At 63.6% G+C, this 13,920-nt stretch carries 15 protein-coding genes; 7 read left to right on the forward strand and 8 right to left on the reverse strand.

Going from position 1 to position 13,920, the window contains the following annotated elements; translation table 11 throughout:
- Position 1: 1 nt before the first annotated feature.
- The 3 genes from ATK23_RS13315 to ATK23_RS13325 are packed head-to-tail and all read left to right on the forward strand — an operon-like array spanning position 2 to position 3,124.
- Positions 2–1,240 (forward strand): NAD(P)/FAD-dependent oxidoreductase, encoded by a 1,239-nt coding sequence (locus ATK23_RS13315; protein WP_066142915.1) that lies wholly within the window; start codon positions 2–4, stop codon positions 1,238–1,240.
- Between the two features lie 32 nt (positions 1,241–1,272).
- Entirely contained in the window at positions 1,273–2,664 is a 1,392-nt protein-coding gene (locus tag ATK23_RS13320) for an MFS transporter (RefSeq protein WP_066142911.1), read from the forward strand.
- A gap of 55 nt (positions 2,665–2,719) precedes the next feature.
- Positions 2,720–3,124, forward strand: coding sequence for a GlcG/HbpS family heme-binding protein (locus tag ATK23_RS13325; protein WP_245858426.1), 405 nt, complete (start codon positions 2,720–2,722; stop codon positions 3,122–3,124).
- Between the two features lie 221 nt (positions 3,125–3,345).
- Here the strand turns inward: ATK23_RS13325 and ATK23_RS13330 are convergent, their stop codons facing one another.
- The 4 genes from ATK23_RS13330 to uraD form a co-directional block, all read right to left on the reverse strand.
- Positions 3,346–4,881 (reverse strand): nucleobase:cation symporter-2 family protein, encoded by a 1,536-nt coding sequence (locus ATK23_RS13330; RefSeq protein WP_066142908.1) that lies wholly within the window; start codon positions 4,879–4,881, stop codon positions 3,346–3,348.
- A 75-nt stretch (positions 4,882–4,956) separates the two neighbouring features.
- Positions 4,957–5,880: a factor-independent urate hydroxylase gene (gene pucL, locus ATK23_RS13335; RefSeq protein WP_066142906.1), complete on the reverse strand. Its 924-nt coding sequence runs from the start codon at positions 5,878–5,880 to the stop codon at positions 4,957–4,959.
- 4 nt (positions 5,881–5,884) lie between these two features.
- Positions 5,885–6,241: a hydroxyisourate hydrolase gene (gene uraH / locus ATK23_RS13340; protein WP_038993376.1), complete on the reverse strand. Its 357-nt coding sequence runs from the start codon at positions 6,239–6,241 to the stop codon at positions 5,885–5,887.
- 69 nt (positions 6,242–6,310) lie between these two features.
- Positions 6,311–6,805 (reverse strand): 2-oxo-4-hydroxy-4-carboxy-5-ureidoimidazoline decarboxylase, encoded by a 495-nt coding sequence (gene uraD / locus ATK23_RS13345; protein ID WP_066142904.1) that lies wholly within the window; start codon positions 6,803–6,805, stop codon positions 6,311–6,313.
- Between the two features lie 322 nt (positions 6,806–7,127).
- Here uraD and ATK23_RS13350 point away from each other — a divergent pair, with 322 nt between their 5' ends.
- The gene (locus tag ATK23_RS13350) at positions 7,128–7,322 is read left to right on the forward strand and encodes a hypothetical protein (RefSeq protein WP_066142901.1); all 195 of its coding nucleotides are present in this window, start codon (positions 7,128–7,130) and stop codon (positions 7,320–7,322) included.
- Between the two features lie 108 nt (positions 7,323–7,430).
- Here ATK23_RS13350 and ATK23_RS13355 read toward each other — a convergent pair whose 3' ends face one another.
- A complete protein-coding gene (locus ATK23_RS13355; protein ID WP_066142899.1) occupies positions 7,431–8,084 on the reverse strand; it encodes a TetR/AcrR family transcriptional regulator in 654 nt (217 codons plus the stop codon).
- A gap of 172 nt (positions 8,085–8,256) precedes the next feature.
- Between ATK23_RS13355 and ATK23_RS13360 the strand changes: the two genes are divergently transcribed.
- Complete coding sequence (locus ATK23_RS13360; RefSeq protein ID WP_066142897.1) at positions 8,257–10,530, forward strand: ABC transporter permease; 2,274 nt, start codon at positions 8,257–8,259, stop codon at positions 10,528–10,530.
- Positions 10,531–10,598: 68 nt separating this feature from the next.
- On the opposite strand, the gene ATK23_RS13365 is transcribed toward ATK23_RS13360, so the two are convergent.
- Positions 10,599–10,934, reverse strand: coding sequence for a cupin domain-containing protein (locus ATK23_RS13365; RefSeq protein ID WP_066142894.1), 336 nt, complete (start codon positions 10,932–10,934; stop codon positions 10,599–10,601).
- A gap of 106 nt (positions 10,935–11,040) precedes the next feature.
- Positions 11,041–12,057, reverse strand: coding sequence for an AEC family transporter (locus tag ATK23_RS13370; RefSeq protein ID WP_066142891.1), 1,017 nt, complete (start codon positions 12,055–12,057; stop codon positions 11,041–11,043).
- Between the two features lie 199 nt (positions 12,058–12,256).
- On the opposite strand from ATK23_RS13370, the gene ATK23_RS13375 reads away from it, so the two are divergent.
- Together ATK23_RS13375 and ATK23_RS13380 are read left to right on the forward strand one after the other, a co-directional pair.
- Complete coding sequence (locus ATK23_RS13375; protein WP_066142888.1) at positions 12,257–13,021, forward strand: SDR family oxidoreductase; 765 nt, start codon at positions 12,257–12,259, stop codon at positions 13,019–13,021.
- A 29-nt stretch (positions 13,022–13,050) separates the two neighbouring features.
- Positions 13,051–13,434: a nuclear transport factor 2 family protein gene (locus tag ATK23_RS13380; protein WP_066142885.1), complete on the forward strand. Its 384-nt coding sequence runs from the start codon at positions 13,051–13,053 to the stop codon at positions 13,432–13,434.
- A 3-nt stretch (positions 13,435–13,437) separates the two neighbouring features.
- Here the strand turns inward: ATK23_RS13380 and ATK23_RS13385 are convergent, their stop codons facing one another.
- A complete protein-coding gene (locus tag ATK23_RS13385) occupies positions 13,438–13,887 on the reverse strand; it encodes an SRPBCC family protein (protein ID WP_038992801.1) in 450 nt (149 codons plus the stop codon).
- Positions 13,888–13,920: the final 33 nt, after the last annotated feature.

Below are 13,920 nucleotides of genomic sequence, written 5' to 3' on the forward strand. Positions count from 1 at the left end.
CATGAGCGTATTGATCATCGGCGGAGGCCAAGCCGGCCTGCAAGTCGCCGACTCGCTGCGCAGTGAGGGCTACAGCTTGCCGATCACGGTCGTGGCCGACGAAGCGCAGCTGCCCTATCAGCGGCCCCCGCTGTCAAAGGACTACCTGAAGTCCGGGGGCGTCCCCGAACCCATGCCGCTGCGCGGACCGGCGTTCTTTGCAGAGCACGACATCACCCTGATCCAAGGTTTTGCCGCCGCCTCCGTCGACCGTGCGAACCGCACCGTGGCGCTCGACGATGGCAGGATCCTGGGCTACACATATCTGGTTTTCGCCACCGGCGCCAGCAACCGGCGCCTATCCTGCCCCGGGGCGAGTTTGCCGGGCGTCCACGGCCTGCGCACCCTGGACGATGCCCGGCGATTGCACGAGTCCCTGATCCGAGCAACGAACGTGGTGGTGGTCGGGGCCGGGTTCATCGGCATGGAATTCGCCGCAGCGGCCCGCAGCCACGGCTGCCGCACCACGGTGCTGTCTCCTTCCGACAGGCCCATGGCCAGGACCTTGAGTCCCGACATGGCCCGCTGGTTCATCCCTGCGCACGAACGTCTGGGCGTTGAGCTGCACCTCGGCCAGTCGCTCAGCCACGTCGAACCCGACGCCCGCGGAAAAGTCGGAGCCGTGGTCTCGGAGTCGGGCCAACGGCATCAGGCAGACCTGGTGGTAGCCGGCATCGGTGTGACCCCCAACGACCAGATTGCCGCGGAGTCGGGGCTGGATGTGCAAAACGGGATCCTCGTTGACGAGCAGCTGCGAACCAGCGACCCCCGCATCCTTGCCGTCGGCGACTGCGCCAACTTCCCGAACCCGCGCGGCAACTGCCGCTCCCGGATCGAATCGGTGCAAAACGCCACGGACCAGGGACGGCATGCGGCTCGCACGATTCTCGGCCTCGGCTCCGAATACAACGCGCTGCCTTGGTTCTGGTCTACTCAGGGACCCTACCGCCTGCAGATCGCCGGTTTGGTAGACCCCCGGAACGACACCCTGGTGCTCGGCGATCCGCTAGCGTCCAAATTTTCCGTCCTTGGCTTCCGCGACAACCAACTGGTCGCGGTGGAATCCATGAACCGCCCCGCTGACCATATGGCAGCTCGCGCCCTTCTGGGCTCGGGGCACCGCATCACCAGGGAGCTGGCGCGGTCCAGGGGCTTCAGCCTCAAGAGCGCCCTGCGCGACCTGACACCGCTTCCCGCTTGACCCTCGAACCGCCCCCGACACTTGGGAGAATCATGAGCACACGACCTCGCAGCACACGATCGAACCAACGCCGCGTTGCACTGGCAACCGTTATTGGCACCACGATCGAATGGTACGACTTCTTCATTTACGCCACGGCCGCGGGACTGGCCTTCGCCCAGCTATTCTTTGAGCCTGCTGGGTCCTCCATCGGTCTGCTGCTGGCCTTCGCCTCAGTAGGCATCAGCTTCCTTTTCCGACCGCTCGGTGCCTTCCTCGCAGGGCATTACGGCGACCGCATCGGACGCCGAGCGATGCTCGTGCTCACCTTGATGCTCATGGGGTTGTCTACCGCGCTCATCGGCCTATTACCCACCTACGAGACGGCGGGCGTTCTGGCCCCCGTGCTGCTATTGCTGCTACGAATCCTGCAAGGCATCTCCGCCGGCGGAGAATGGGGAGGCGCGGTGCTGATGGCTGTCGAGCACGCCCCTTCCACGGCCCGCGGCCGTGCGGGGGCCTTCCCTCAACTCGGTGTTCCGCTAGGACTGCTACTGGCTTCCGGAGTAACCGCGCTCCTGACCGGGTGGATCGCCCCTGGAGAGGCCTTCTTGCAGTGGGGTTGGCGCGTGCCGTTCCTGCTCAGCGTAGTGTTGATCGCCGTTGGCTACCTAGTCCGCCAGAACGTTGACGAATCGCCGGTGTTCCGTGAAATCGCCCAGAGCAGGACGCAGTCAAAGGTCCCTGTCATTGAATTGTTCCGTCGCCACGGGCTACTGGTAGTGGTTGCGGCGCTGATTTTCGCTGGAAACAATGCGGCCGGCTACATGGCCACCGGAGGGTTCATTCCGAGCTATGCCACGAGTCCGGCCGTTGGCCTGGAACGCACTGAGGTGCTGCTCGCGGTCACCTATTCGGCCGCGATGTGGCTGGGTTTCACGTACTTGGCCGGGATTCTCGCGGACAAGATCGGACGCAAACGCACCTACCTCGTCGGATTCACCGTCCAGCTGCTGACCTGCTTCCCGCTGTTCTGGTTGATCAACACCGGTTCGCTGCTCATGCTGTACCTGGCCATGACGCTGTTCACCGTCGGACTGGGCCTCGCTTACGGGCCACAGGCCGCGCTGTACTCGGAAATGTTCCCAGCCTCGGTGCGCTTCTCCGGTGTCTCGATTTCCTATGCTCTTGGTGCCGTACTCGGCGGGGCGTTTGCACCCACGATCGCCACGGCGCTGGTCGAAGCTACCGGTGGCACCGCTGCTGTGTCCTGGTACCTGGCCGGCATGACCCTCTTGTCCATGGCCGCGGTTGCCGTGGTCCGCGACCGCAGCGGCATCGACCTGTCCATCCGCAATCTGGCCGAGCAGGAAGCCGGAGCGACCATCTTCGCCAGCTCTGCGCCAGATCCCCAGCTCGGCGAATCCAGCAAGGTACCGCAGTAGTTGTCCACCGCCGTAAGCACCCGAACGGCACCAGCAAATTCCCAGGAGGAACCCATTGAGCACCATCACCATGCACCAAGCCCAGTCCGTCTTGAATACCTGCCTGAACAAGTCCGAAGAGCTCGGGGTGGCAATGAATATCGCCGTCGTGGATGCGGGCGGAAACCTTAAGGCCTTCGCCCGAATGGACGGGGCATGGTTGGGCAGCATCGACATCGCGCAGCGCAAGGCGCGCACCGCCCGCTTTTTCAACATGGAATCCGGCGCCCTGGGCGAGATTTCTCAACCCGGCGGGCCATTGTTCAATATCGAGGTATCCAATGGAGGGCTGATCACCTTCCCAGGCGGCATTCCGCTGGTTCTCGACGGGCAGATCGTCGGCGCCGTGGGTGTCAGTGGCAGCACAGTCCAGGATGACCTGGAAGTCGCACGTGCGGGAGTGGAAATCCTTCGCAGCTAATCTGGCCTGCGAACGGCCAACCTCCGTTCTGCTGGGCGGGCCGTTTCCCTGCTGATGTCTATAGCTGCCGACCTGTCGGCGCACGGACTGACACTCTTGAGCCCACCACGGGCGAACGCCCGCAGGCTCTCGGGCCTGCGGGCGTTCGCCTCGCTCAGGATGGATCCCTGTCCATCTCGTCGCGGTCATTCTTGTCCTGTTCGGGCTCTGCCTGCTCCGGCTTAGTGTTCCGGGTTCCCGGCAAGCCTGGGTACAGGCATCTCGATGGCCCCTGTCTGGATCTGCTCGAATTCATCGGGTGTGACTACAGGAATCTCGTAGCCTTCCTTGTCGATGAGCTTGCCACCCACGTAGTGGTCGCCCTCGAGCAGTCCGCAGATCTCCTCGGTCTTGACCATCCGCGGTGGAGCTGCCGAGAAGACCGATGCATTCTTCGTGTTCCCGAACTTGAGCTCGTTGAACAGCAGGTTCAGCAGCACCGCCATCACGGCCGCAGAGGAAATTCCGGAGTGGAAGATCGTCTCGAACCAGGTGGGGAATCCTGCGTAGAAGTCTGGCTTCACGATCGGGATGCAGCCGAAGGCAATCGAGGCGGCGACAATCACCAGGTTCATGCCGTCGTACTTCACCTTGGACAGGGTCCGGATCCCGGAGGCGGCAACGGTGCCGAAGAGCACGATGCCTGCGCCGCCGAGCACCGGAGTCGGGATGGCAGCGACCACGCGGCCGAGGATCGGCAGCAAGCCGAGCACCACGAGGATGCCACCGCCGGCAGCGACCACGAAGCGGCTGGTGATTCCGGTGATGGCCACCAAGCCGACGTTCTGCGCGAAGGCCGACTGGGTGAAGGTGTTGAAGATCGGGGCTACCGCGGAGGAAGCCATGTCGGCGCGCAGGCCGTCGGCGATGCGCTTGGAATCCACCTTCGAGCCGGCAATCTCGCCCACTGCGAGGATGTCAGCGGTGGTTTCGGTGAGGATCACCAGCACCACGATGGTCATCGAGATGATGCCGCCGATTTCGAAGACCGGCATGCCGAAGGCCAGCGGCTGGGGGAAGGCGAAGATGGCGCCGTGGCCGACCTGCGAGAAATCTGCCATGCCCAGAAGTGCCGCGGCCACCGTGCCCAGCACGATGGCCAGCAGGATCGACATGCGGGAGATCGCGGCATTGCCGACCTTGGAGAGCAGCAGCACCACCAGCAGCGTTCCGGCGGCCAGGCCGATGTTGGCCAGCGACCCGTAGCCCTCGGCCTTGGCGTCCCCGCCCATGGCCCAGTTGGCCGCAACCGGGGTCAGCGAGATGCCGATCATCGTGATGACCACGCCGGTCACTACCGGCGGGAAGAATCTGATGATGCGGGCGAAGAACGGCGCTATGAGGAAGCCGATCAGCGCAGCGACGAGCACGGCGCCGAAAACGGCCTGGATGCCGCCACCGCCATTGACGATGGCCACCATGGTGGCCACGGAGGCAAAAGAGGTACCCTGGACCAGCGGCAGCTGCGCACCGAAGAACGGGATGCCCACGGTTTGCAGGATGGTGGCCAACCCGCCGACAAACAGGCAGCAGGCGACCAGCAGGCCGATCTCGTCCGGAGCCAGCCCTGCGGCGTTGCCGATGATCAGCGGCGGGGCGATGATTCCCCCGTACATCGTCAGGACATGCTGCAAGCCATAGGCAAAGGACTTCCCCAGCGGGAGCTTGGCGTCCTCGGGACGATTGCCTTTGATAGATTCATCTTGTGTAGCGCTCAAGGCTGACCTCCTACGTCAGTCGCTGCCAAAGGTGTGCCGGTGTGCCAGCACCGGCACACCTTCAACGCTGTTCGTTTAGATAAATGCCGGAATATTTGCCCAGATCGGGTGATTCGCCTCGGTGCCTTCTCGGGTGATCGTCGCTTCGATCAGTCCGTACGGGCGGTCAGCCGCGAAGAAGACCTCATTCGGGTTGTCCTGGCCGAAGACCTCGAGGTCCACCAGGAAGTGGTGCTTGTTCGGAAGCGACATCTTGATCTCGGCGATTTCCGGATGCGCTTCGAGCACTGCCTGCCCCATCTGGAACATGGTCTGCTGCAGCGCGTACGAGTGGGTGTCGGCGAAGCGGGTCAGCAGCAGCTGGCGCACCGAGGTGTAGACCCCGTCGAAGTCGATGCCCTCGGCGATGGCCTGCTCGGTGTAGCGCCAGCGAGCGGTTACGTCGGTAGCCAGGATGCGGTCGGTGGTTTCCTTCAGGGTCGTGTACTTGTCCCGCGGGAAGCCGTGGAATTCGCTGCCCGTGGACTTCAGCACGGTGAGGTCTTCCAGGCCTGCAACGATGGACTTCTTGCCGTCGGCGCCGATTTCCAGCACGGCGGTGCGGACCTCGGACTTGTTCTGCGAGAAGGCGTGGTCGTGGTCGTTGATGCGGTCCCAGAAGAACTGCTGGGCTGCCCAGCGGCCTCCGGTGATCCAGTCGAATTCTCCGGTGAAGTGCTCGCCGAGCTGCACCAGGAACTCCTCGATGGCGCCCACGCCGTTGCGGGCCAGGCCATAGACGGTGTTCTTCTGGGTGTCGGTGGCGACGACGCGGCCGTTGTCGCCGTCCTGGTGCGCGGCGGTGAAGTCGCCGTGCAGCTGGCTGGTGACGTTCAGGTCCTGGATCTGGTGGCGAACCGTGTCGCGGGTGATCTTGACCAGGCGCACTTCGGCCTTGCCGTACTGGTTGGTGCCCAGCACGATCTTGGTGCCTGCTGGGGCGGTGATTTCGGTAGTCATGGTTCTAACTCCCTCGGTACGTGGAATATGCAAACGGGCTGATAAGAAGAGGTACGTGGTAGTGCTCGTCGACGTCATTGACGAAGAAGTCGATGCTTACCGCGGGGAAGAAGCTTTCCGTTCCCTGCTTCCCGAAGTAGCCGCCGGTTTCAAAGGAAATCCGGTAGCGGCCGGCTTCAACCTGTACCGGTCCGAGGTTCTTGATGCGGCCATCGGCATCCGTGGAACCTGAACCGATTTCTTGCCAGCCGGATGCCGTCTTGGCTTCCAGCGTGGCCTTGACACCGGAGGCAGGCCTCCCGGTCCCGGTGTCGAGTATGTGGGTCGTGATGTGGCTGCGTTCGCCGTTGCCATCTGCCATGTTCATCTCCTGGCTGTCGGAGGGATAAGGGGTCGGTAAATGCGCGGGGTGTGCACCCCGGGCATTGGCTTAGTTGTCCACCGCGTTCTGCAGCCGCAGCAGCGCGATCTGGCGCAGCTGCTCGGCAACCTCAAGAAGTTCTTCCTGCTCGCCATTGGCCAGCCGGCGTTCGCATTCGGCGAGGATTTCTTCGGAGCTGCGGCCAGCGGCGCGGATGAGGAAGACCCGGTTGAAGCGCTGCTCGTAGGCCTTGTTGGCAGCGGCCAGGCGTGAGGTGACATCGCCATCAAAGTCCAAGCCTGCCTGTTCGCCACGCGAGAGGTCGGCTTCCTTGCTGCTGCCCTGCGCTTGTTCGCCGATGCGCGGGTGGTGCGCCAAGGCGGCGGCGATTTCCTCGCGGTTGAAGGGGGCGACGTCCTGAAGCGCATAGCTGGAAAGCTCATCGAAGCTGTTGAAAGGACGGGCGGAAACAAGTGCATCGATCCAGCGGTCGACATCCACGCAGGGGCGCAGGACATCTGCTGCCTCGGCTGCGGGCAATTGATTGAATACGTCTAGGCGCATCGGGTGATCAGCTCTTTTCAAACGGTCGTTCTTTCCACGGACCTTGGCTGAACACCCTTACCACCGAAGGAAACTTCGGCTTCGACTCGATGCTGGTTTCGTGGAACCTTGTGCCACCACTGTAATCCACCTCACAGCGTCGCCGTCAAGTCAAAGCCGGAAAATTTTTAACAAGTGTGACTTATGGGCGATTTCCGCATTGCGGATAGAAAATATTGCGCCCAGCTATTGCCAACAATCCGACTGGGTGCACATAATGGTTTCGCAAGGCAAAACATAATTTCCATATTATGGAAATAGAGAACCGCGAAGGAGGGTCGCAATGACCGCTATCAACACTGGCAAGATCAACTGCTCACCGGAGGGCCAGCGCCTCGTTGCCACCACCGACGCATTGCGCACCGGGCTGTTCCAGCCTATCGAGGGCCTGGATCCCGATATTGCCCGCCAGCCGCGGATCACCCGCGAGGTCCCCTCGCTGTTCAGCCGCCTGTTCGGCCAGCACCAAGGGCGCTAGGCGCTCCTCAAGACCACGCAGAGGCCAACCCCTGAGGCGTCGGGACCTGGCCTCTGCGTTTTTTAATTCAGCTTTCCGATCTGAAGAGCTGCCACGCACCAGATTCCGCTAGTCATCGCCGAACGCCATGAAGTCGGCTGGTGCAGTGCTTGGTGCCGCCAGCATGCCCACCATGGAATCAACCAGGAAGTAGCCCACCGATTCCCAGTTGCCCCGCTGCCTGCCTTCGTTGACTGTGCGCTCGTACTGCGCGCACAACCCCAGGAACATCGGACCGAGAATCAATGCACGCGACTTGACCACCACTTCGGGAATGCCCTCGAACTCCCTGATCGCCTGGCTCTGGGCCGCGGCGTCCAGCACCTCTGCACGCAGGCTGTCGCCGACGATCGATGGCAGCTCCGGATGCAGGCGGGCCTGATATAGGAATTGCGCCCGCCAGGATGGCCTGCCCAATGCATCAAAGGAATACACCCAGGGAAGCGCCTGCACGGTAACCAGTTCGCGCAGGCTTGCCTCGGGCCCGCCTGCCGCCGACGGGAGCGACGCGCGGCAGCGGCGCATGCCATCCATCGCCCGCTGCAGCATGGCTTCCAGCAAATCCTGCCGGCTCCCGAAATGGTACTTGATCGCCGAGTGGTTGGCCGTGCCGGCATGTTCGGCAATTTTCCGATTCGATACGGCGTCGATTCCATAGCGCGCGAAAAGCTCTTCTGCCGCATCAAGCAGAATCTCCCGCGCCTTTTCGCCATGTCGACTCACCGTCTCCACCCTTCGCTCGCATTACGCACCAGTTGCCTAGGTAGTGAACCTCGGCACAGTCATAGATAGTTTTACGCCATGTGGCGTAAATTGGTTGCCAGTATTCAACTAATAATCTTGCCGGGGGGCCGAGCATCCCGCCGCTGACCGAGAATCCAAGGAGCATGCGTAGTTGAGCAACGACGCCGCAGTCACTGAAAACCCGCCGCCCTCCCGCAGGGCCAAGCACGAGAAGCAGCCGCTCTCCGAGCAGGAAACGGCCGCCAAACGCGCCAAGGCCGAGAAAATCGGCAGGACTGTCGCAGTCTTCATCATGCCATTGATGATCGTGGGCATGATGATCTGGGGCTACCTCGGCGCCATGCACCAGCAGGAAGCCAAGAACATGCCGGTGGCCATTTCCGCCACCAGCACTGAGAAGGCAGAGGACTTCGTCCGCACGCTCGAAGCTGGCAACGGGGATGCAGTCGACCTGCGCATTGTCGATTCGCCGCGCGAAGCCCGCGAGCTGGTCTATGACCGCGAAGTGACCGCCGCCGTTGACCTCGACGGCAAGACCGCCACCATGTACACCGCAAGCGGTGCAGGCGTCTCAGCATCCTCGGCCATCAAGGCAGTGCTCACGCCGGTGATCCTGGAAGACGGGCTGAAGCTGGCGGCAGAGGACCTGAAGCCGCTCCCGGCGGATGATTCCATGGGCATGGGCGCCATGCTGCTGGCCACCGCGATGATCACCGCCGGCTACATGCCGTGGTCCCTGGCCTACTCCAACTCCCCCGAGCTGCTGCGGCGCCGCAGGGCGCTGCCGCTGCTGGGTGGATGGTCGGTCCTGCTCTCGGGACTGGGCATCCTGGTCGGCGGCCCGATCCTCGGCGTGCTCCCCGCAGCCACCATCCTGCCAGCGTGGGGCACCTTGGCCCTGGGTGTCTTCGCCGTGGGCGCAGGCCAGCTGCTGCTGACCCGCATCTTCGGTGCCATGGCTGTCATCCCGGGCATGTTCCTGTTCATGGTGCTGGGCCAGCCGGCCTCCAATATGGGAATGTCGATCTACATGCTGCCGAAGATCTTCCCGTTCCTGCACCAGTTCCTGCCGATGCCGGCCCTGGGCGAAGCCATGCGTTCGGTGCTGTACTTCGATGGAGACGGCGCGGGCGTGCATATCCTGATCCTTGCCGGCGGGGCCGTGGCAGCGCTGCTGCTGGTCGCCCTGATCGATGCGCTGCGCACCGCCAAGGGCAAGAGCGATATCCCGGCCCAGATCAATGTCCCTTCCCTGCATGGCGGCCCGCGCCCGAAGAACAAGGCCTGGCGCTACATCACCCTGGGCGCGGTGCCTCTCGCCATGATCGCCATCATGCTCAGCTCCATGCTTGGCGCCATGCAGACCCCGGCTCCGCGCGAGATGCCGGTAGCGGTCGTGGGTTCCTCCATGGAGCAGGCCCAGCAGACGGTGGATTCGCTGAAGGAATCCATGGAGGACAAGTTCACCTTCACCGCCATGGACAACGCCGGCGACGCCCGCTATCTGGTCGAATCCCGGGAACTGGCCGGAGCGTTCGCGCTGCCATCGAAGCAGGATCCCGAGGCAACCATTTACACCGCCCAGGCTTCCGGCAACGCCGCCTCGCAGGTAGTTGTGCAGGTATTCACCCAGATCAGCCAGGCCCAGGACATGTCCGTGGACCACCGGGAACTGGCGCCGCTTCCGGAGCACGACAATATGGGCACCGTGGTCATGTATCTGGGCATGGGTTGGGTGATGGCAGGCTTCATGGTCATCATGGTTGCTTCCACCGCGGCACCGCACCTGCGCCCGCTGCAGAAGCTGATCCCGCTGGTGGCGGTGTACGCGGCCTTCATGTCAGCCGTGCTCTACCTGATCGCCGGACCGTTCACCGGTGCTGTCGAAGGCCACTTCTGGCAGCTGTTCGGCACCGGCGTGCTGGCGATCTTCTCGGTCGCCATGCTGACCACGGTATTCAACCGCCTGATGGGCATGGTCTGCCTGCTCCCGACCATGCTGATCGTGATGTTCCTGGGCGTCCCGGCCTCCAACGGCGCACTGTCCATCTACATGGAACCGCGCATCTTCGCCATCCTGCACGACATCTTGCCGATGCCTGCGGCCGTTGAAGCGATCCGCGCGATCATCTACTTCGACGGGGCCGGCCTCTCGTCCCATCTGGTGGTCCTGGGCATCTGGGCCCTGGCCAGCCTGGCGCTGACCCTGGTCATCGACCAGCTCAAGCCGGTGCATGCCGAAGCCCACCCGGTGTCCGCCGAAGAGCTCGCGGCCCTGCAGGGCCGCCAGCGCGACGCCAAGGCGAGCGAAGCCGCTGCATCGGCCAATGGCATCGATGCCGAAGCCGGGGAACTGGCTGACGCGCAGGCCGCGGCCGGCGCAAGCGCCAACGAAGACCGGGAGAAGGACGCGGTCAGCGTCTAGCCAGTCCTCCTCCCCCGGCAAATGCGGGCCAGTCCATTGATGTGGACTGGCCCGCAGTTCGATTCCGCCTAGCGATCGGTCTTGGCCACCGTGAGCAGCACGCTGGAATCCTCGGTAGCGCTGATTTTCAGCCGCCCTTCGGGCAGCACGATCAGATCCTGGCTGCGCCCCTCCCACTGGTTGCCCATCGATGAGACGGTGACCCTTCCGTCGAGGACCAGCAGTGTCGCTTCGCCGGGACTCGCATGCTCCTGCAGCTCGGTGCCGGCCTTGATCCCGATGACAGTTTGGCGCAGCGTGTGCTCATGGCCTCCGAACACCGTGCTGGCGGCGCGGCCATTGCCGGCGTTCTCGGCATCGCGCAGCTGGGCCCGGGCGATGGCCGTCAGCGAAAACTTCTTCATTTAATCCCTGCATCTCATCTCTGCGGCTGGAAGCTCCTCGCCGGTTGGCATGTGGTGCTACCAGCCTGTCCCCGGTCGGGGCAAAGGTCAAGGACTGCGCGGAAGGCTACTTCAGCGCCAGCTGCGCCAGCGCCGGCAATGCTATGACCGACAGGACGCAGGTGATGACGATGGCTACCGCGGTCGGTTCGCCATCCCCGGTGTCGTTTTGCGCCATGATGTAGGCGGTCGCGCTCACCGGCATGGCCGCCATGAGCACCGCCGAATTGAACCAGATGCGGTCCAGCTCAGGGGCGAAGGCAAGCAGCATGGCCACCACCAGCACGGGGAATGCCACGAGCTTGCCCACGACCATGGTGGCGATGGAAATTTTCGCCCAACGGGCTGCTGGCGCGGTACCGTCCGCGGCCGCCGGCGCCCGGCGCCTGGAACGTGCTCGGTCAATGGTCCGCTTCAACGACATGCCGATGACGAAGAGCGCGCCCGGAGCAGCCGCGGCGGCCACCAGGTCGATGGTGTCGTCCACCGGCTGCGGCACCGGCACTGCGAAGATTGCTACCGCCCCGCCGACGAGCATCGCCCAGGTGACCGGGCTGCAGACCAGGGCGTTGCGCACGGTTCGGGCAATGCGCGCAGCACTGGCCTTGTGCTCTCCTCCGACTGCGTGGGGCATGACGATTTGGGCGAGGATGGGGAACCCGACCATGAAGATGATGTTGTGGACCAGTTGCCCCATGCCCGCCGCGAAACCGGCTTCGGTTCCCATCACGCCCAGGAGGATCGGGATGCCCAGATACGAGACGTTGCCAAAGCTGGTGGCCAGCATGCCGGCGAGCGCCCGCGCCCGGTCTGCACGCAGCAGATAGCGGAAAGCCAGCCAGCTGATCAGCGCGAACACGAGTGCCGAGACGATGCTGATCCACAGGAATGCGAACGGCACGCCGTCGCTGATGTCCGCCCGGGCCACCACCTTGTAGAGCAGGGCCGGCAGAGCGACATAGAAGACGAATACGTTCAGTGCTGGTTCCACGCTGGCCGGGAACTTGGGAGCATGGCTGGCGGCGTAGCCGATGAGCATGACGAAGAACAGCGGCAGCACGCCATAAAGCACGTCGAGGAACACAAGACTCCTTCGGGGATATTCGGCCCGGATTGCGCGAACCGGCCACTTCAAGGTTAGTAGCCGGCCAGGCTGATCCGGGAAACGCGGCCGGGGATGCGACGCAACATGCAGAAGAAAACTGGGGTTTCGCGGCCCGAATTCCTAGGATGGGACCACGCGCCTCACCCTAATGCCGTTGAGATTTCCGCAAGGAGAATTGATGTCCCAAGCATCGAACGCCCCGCACGCCCCGCGCACCATCGTCATCACCGGTGCAGGATCAGGCATCGGCCGCACCACCGCCCGCGTGCTGCTGGAGCAGGGATGGAATGTGGTGCTCGCCGGGCGCACCGCGCAGAAGCTGCACGAGACGGCGCAAGGACATGGCTCCGCCCTGGTGGTCCCCACCGATGTCAGTGATTCGCAGTCCGTGGATCAGCTGTTTGCCGCAGCCGCCGAGCGTTTCGGATCGGTCGACGTGCTGTTCAATAATGCAGGGATCTTCGGTCCCCCGGCAGCCATCGACGAGCTGGACCCTGCCCAGTGGGATGAGGTGTGCCGGATCAACCTCACCGGAGCCATCAACGCCGCCCGGGCGGCGTTCACCCACTTCAAGGCGCACGGCGGGGGACGCATCATCAACAACGGGTCGATTTCGGCGCAGGTGCCGCGCGTGAACTCCGTTGCCTATACCGTCACCAAGCACGGCATCGCCGGCCTGACCAAATGCCTTGAACTCGATGGGCGCGAGCACCGGATCAGGGCCACCCAGATCGATATCGGCAACACCGCCAGCGACCTGCTCGATGATTTTGGCGCCACCGAGGGAGCCTTGCAGCCCAGCGGACATCGGCTCGTCGAGCCGACCTTCCCGCTGGCCGAAGCCGCTGAAGCCGTTGCGTACATCGCCGGGGTTCCATTGGGCACGTCCATCAACCAATTCACCATCACCGCTGGCGGCATGCCCTACATCGGGCGAGGCTAGGCCGCGGGCATCATCGAGGAGGAACAGGCATGCATGTGGAGACCCCGGCGACCTGCGGCAACGCCCCGCGCCATCAGATCATCATGGGGCTGCTGGCTGCGCTGCACGGCAAGGACCTGGCAGAACTGCGCCAGTGGCTTGCCGAGGATGTGGTGTGGGAGTGCCCGGGCGAGCAGGCCCTGCATGGACGCCACGCGGTGGAACAGTGGGTCCAAGCTCGCCCAGAGACCAGCAGGGTGCTCTTCCTGAGCATCCTCACCCACGGCAAGGAAGGCAGCGCGGACGGGATCTTCACCAGTGGCGGCAGGGAAACTCCCTTCAGCCACGTGCTGCGGTTCGCCTCGGCCGGCAAGACAGCGAAGCTGGTCGGCGTGCGCAGCTATTTCGCCGCTTCTTCCGCTGCTGCGCAGTAGGGCCTAGAAGTATTCTGCCAGCAGCGCTTCGAGCTTCGCGAAAGCCGAGTGCCATGCCTGGGTGCTGGACTCGATCACCTCATGCGGCAAGGGGGTTTGGGTCAGCGTGAGCATGGTCTGGCCGGCGAATTCCTTGAATTCGATGCGGGTCTCGATTACCAGGTCCAAGGTCATTTCGTGCGGGCCGTCGGCGCTGGCCAGGCACTCGTACTCGTCGAAGGCGGTCAACACCGCCTTGAGCGGCACCCTGGCTTCCGGGTTCCCTGCCTGCACCATGTTCAGCTCATGCCGGCCGCCGACCTTGGCTTCGAAGACGACGGAATCTTCCTCGACCAGCCAGCCCTCCGGCCCCCACCATTGGGCGATGATTTCCGGTTCGACAAAGGCAGCCCAGACGGCGTTCTTCGGTGCGGAAAACTGCCGGGCGACTACAAGCTCAGTCATCGATTCCATGGGTTCAATTCTATCGCGGCCCGCTTTCGGGCT

It is taken from the genome of Glutamicibacter nicotianae, assembly GCF_002797775.1.
GTDB classification, from domain to species: domain Bacteria; phylum Actinomycetota; class Actinomycetes; order Actinomycetales; family Micrococcaceae; genus Glutamicibacter; species Glutamicibacter nicotianae.

Coding starts and splice junctions, on each gene's coding strand:
- ATK23_RS13350 (WP_066142901.1), top strand. CDS start 7,128: ATGACCGCTATCAACACTGGCAAGATCAACTGCTCACCGGAGGGCCAG.
- ATK23_RS13365 (WP_066142894.1), bottom strand. CDS start 10,934: ATGAAGAAGTTTTCGCTGACGGCCATCGCCCGGGCCCAGCTGCGCGAT.
- uraH (WP_038993376.1), bottom strand. CDS start 6,241: ATGGCAGATGGCAACGGCGAACGCAGCCACATCACGACCCACATACTC.
- uraD (WP_066142904.1), bottom strand. CDS start 6,805: ATGCGCCTAGACGTATTCAATCAATTGCCCGCAGCCGAGGCAGCAGAT.
- pucL (WP_066142906.1), bottom strand. CDS start 5,880: ATGACTACCGAAATCACCGCCCCAGCAGGCACCAAGATCGTGCTGGGC.
- ATK23_RS13320 (WP_066142911.1), top strand. CDS start 1,273: ATGAGCACACGACCTCGCAGCACACGATCGAACCAACGCCGCGTTGCA.
- ATK23_RS13385 (WP_038992801.1), bottom strand. CDS start 13,887: ATGGAATCGATGACTGAGCTTGTAGTCGCCCGGCAGTTTTCCGCACCG.
- ATK23_RS13380 (WP_066142885.1), top strand. CDS start 13,051: ATGCATGTGGAGACCCCGGCGACCTGCGGCAACGCCCCGCGCCATCAG.
- ATK23_RS13375 (WP_066142888.1), top strand. CDS start 12,257: ATGTCCCAAGCATCGAACGCCCCGCACGCCCCGCGCACCATCGTCATC.
- ATK23_RS13315 (WP_066142915.1), top strand. CDS start 2: ATGAGCGTATTGATCATCGGCGGAGGCCAAGCCGGCCTGCAAGTCGCC.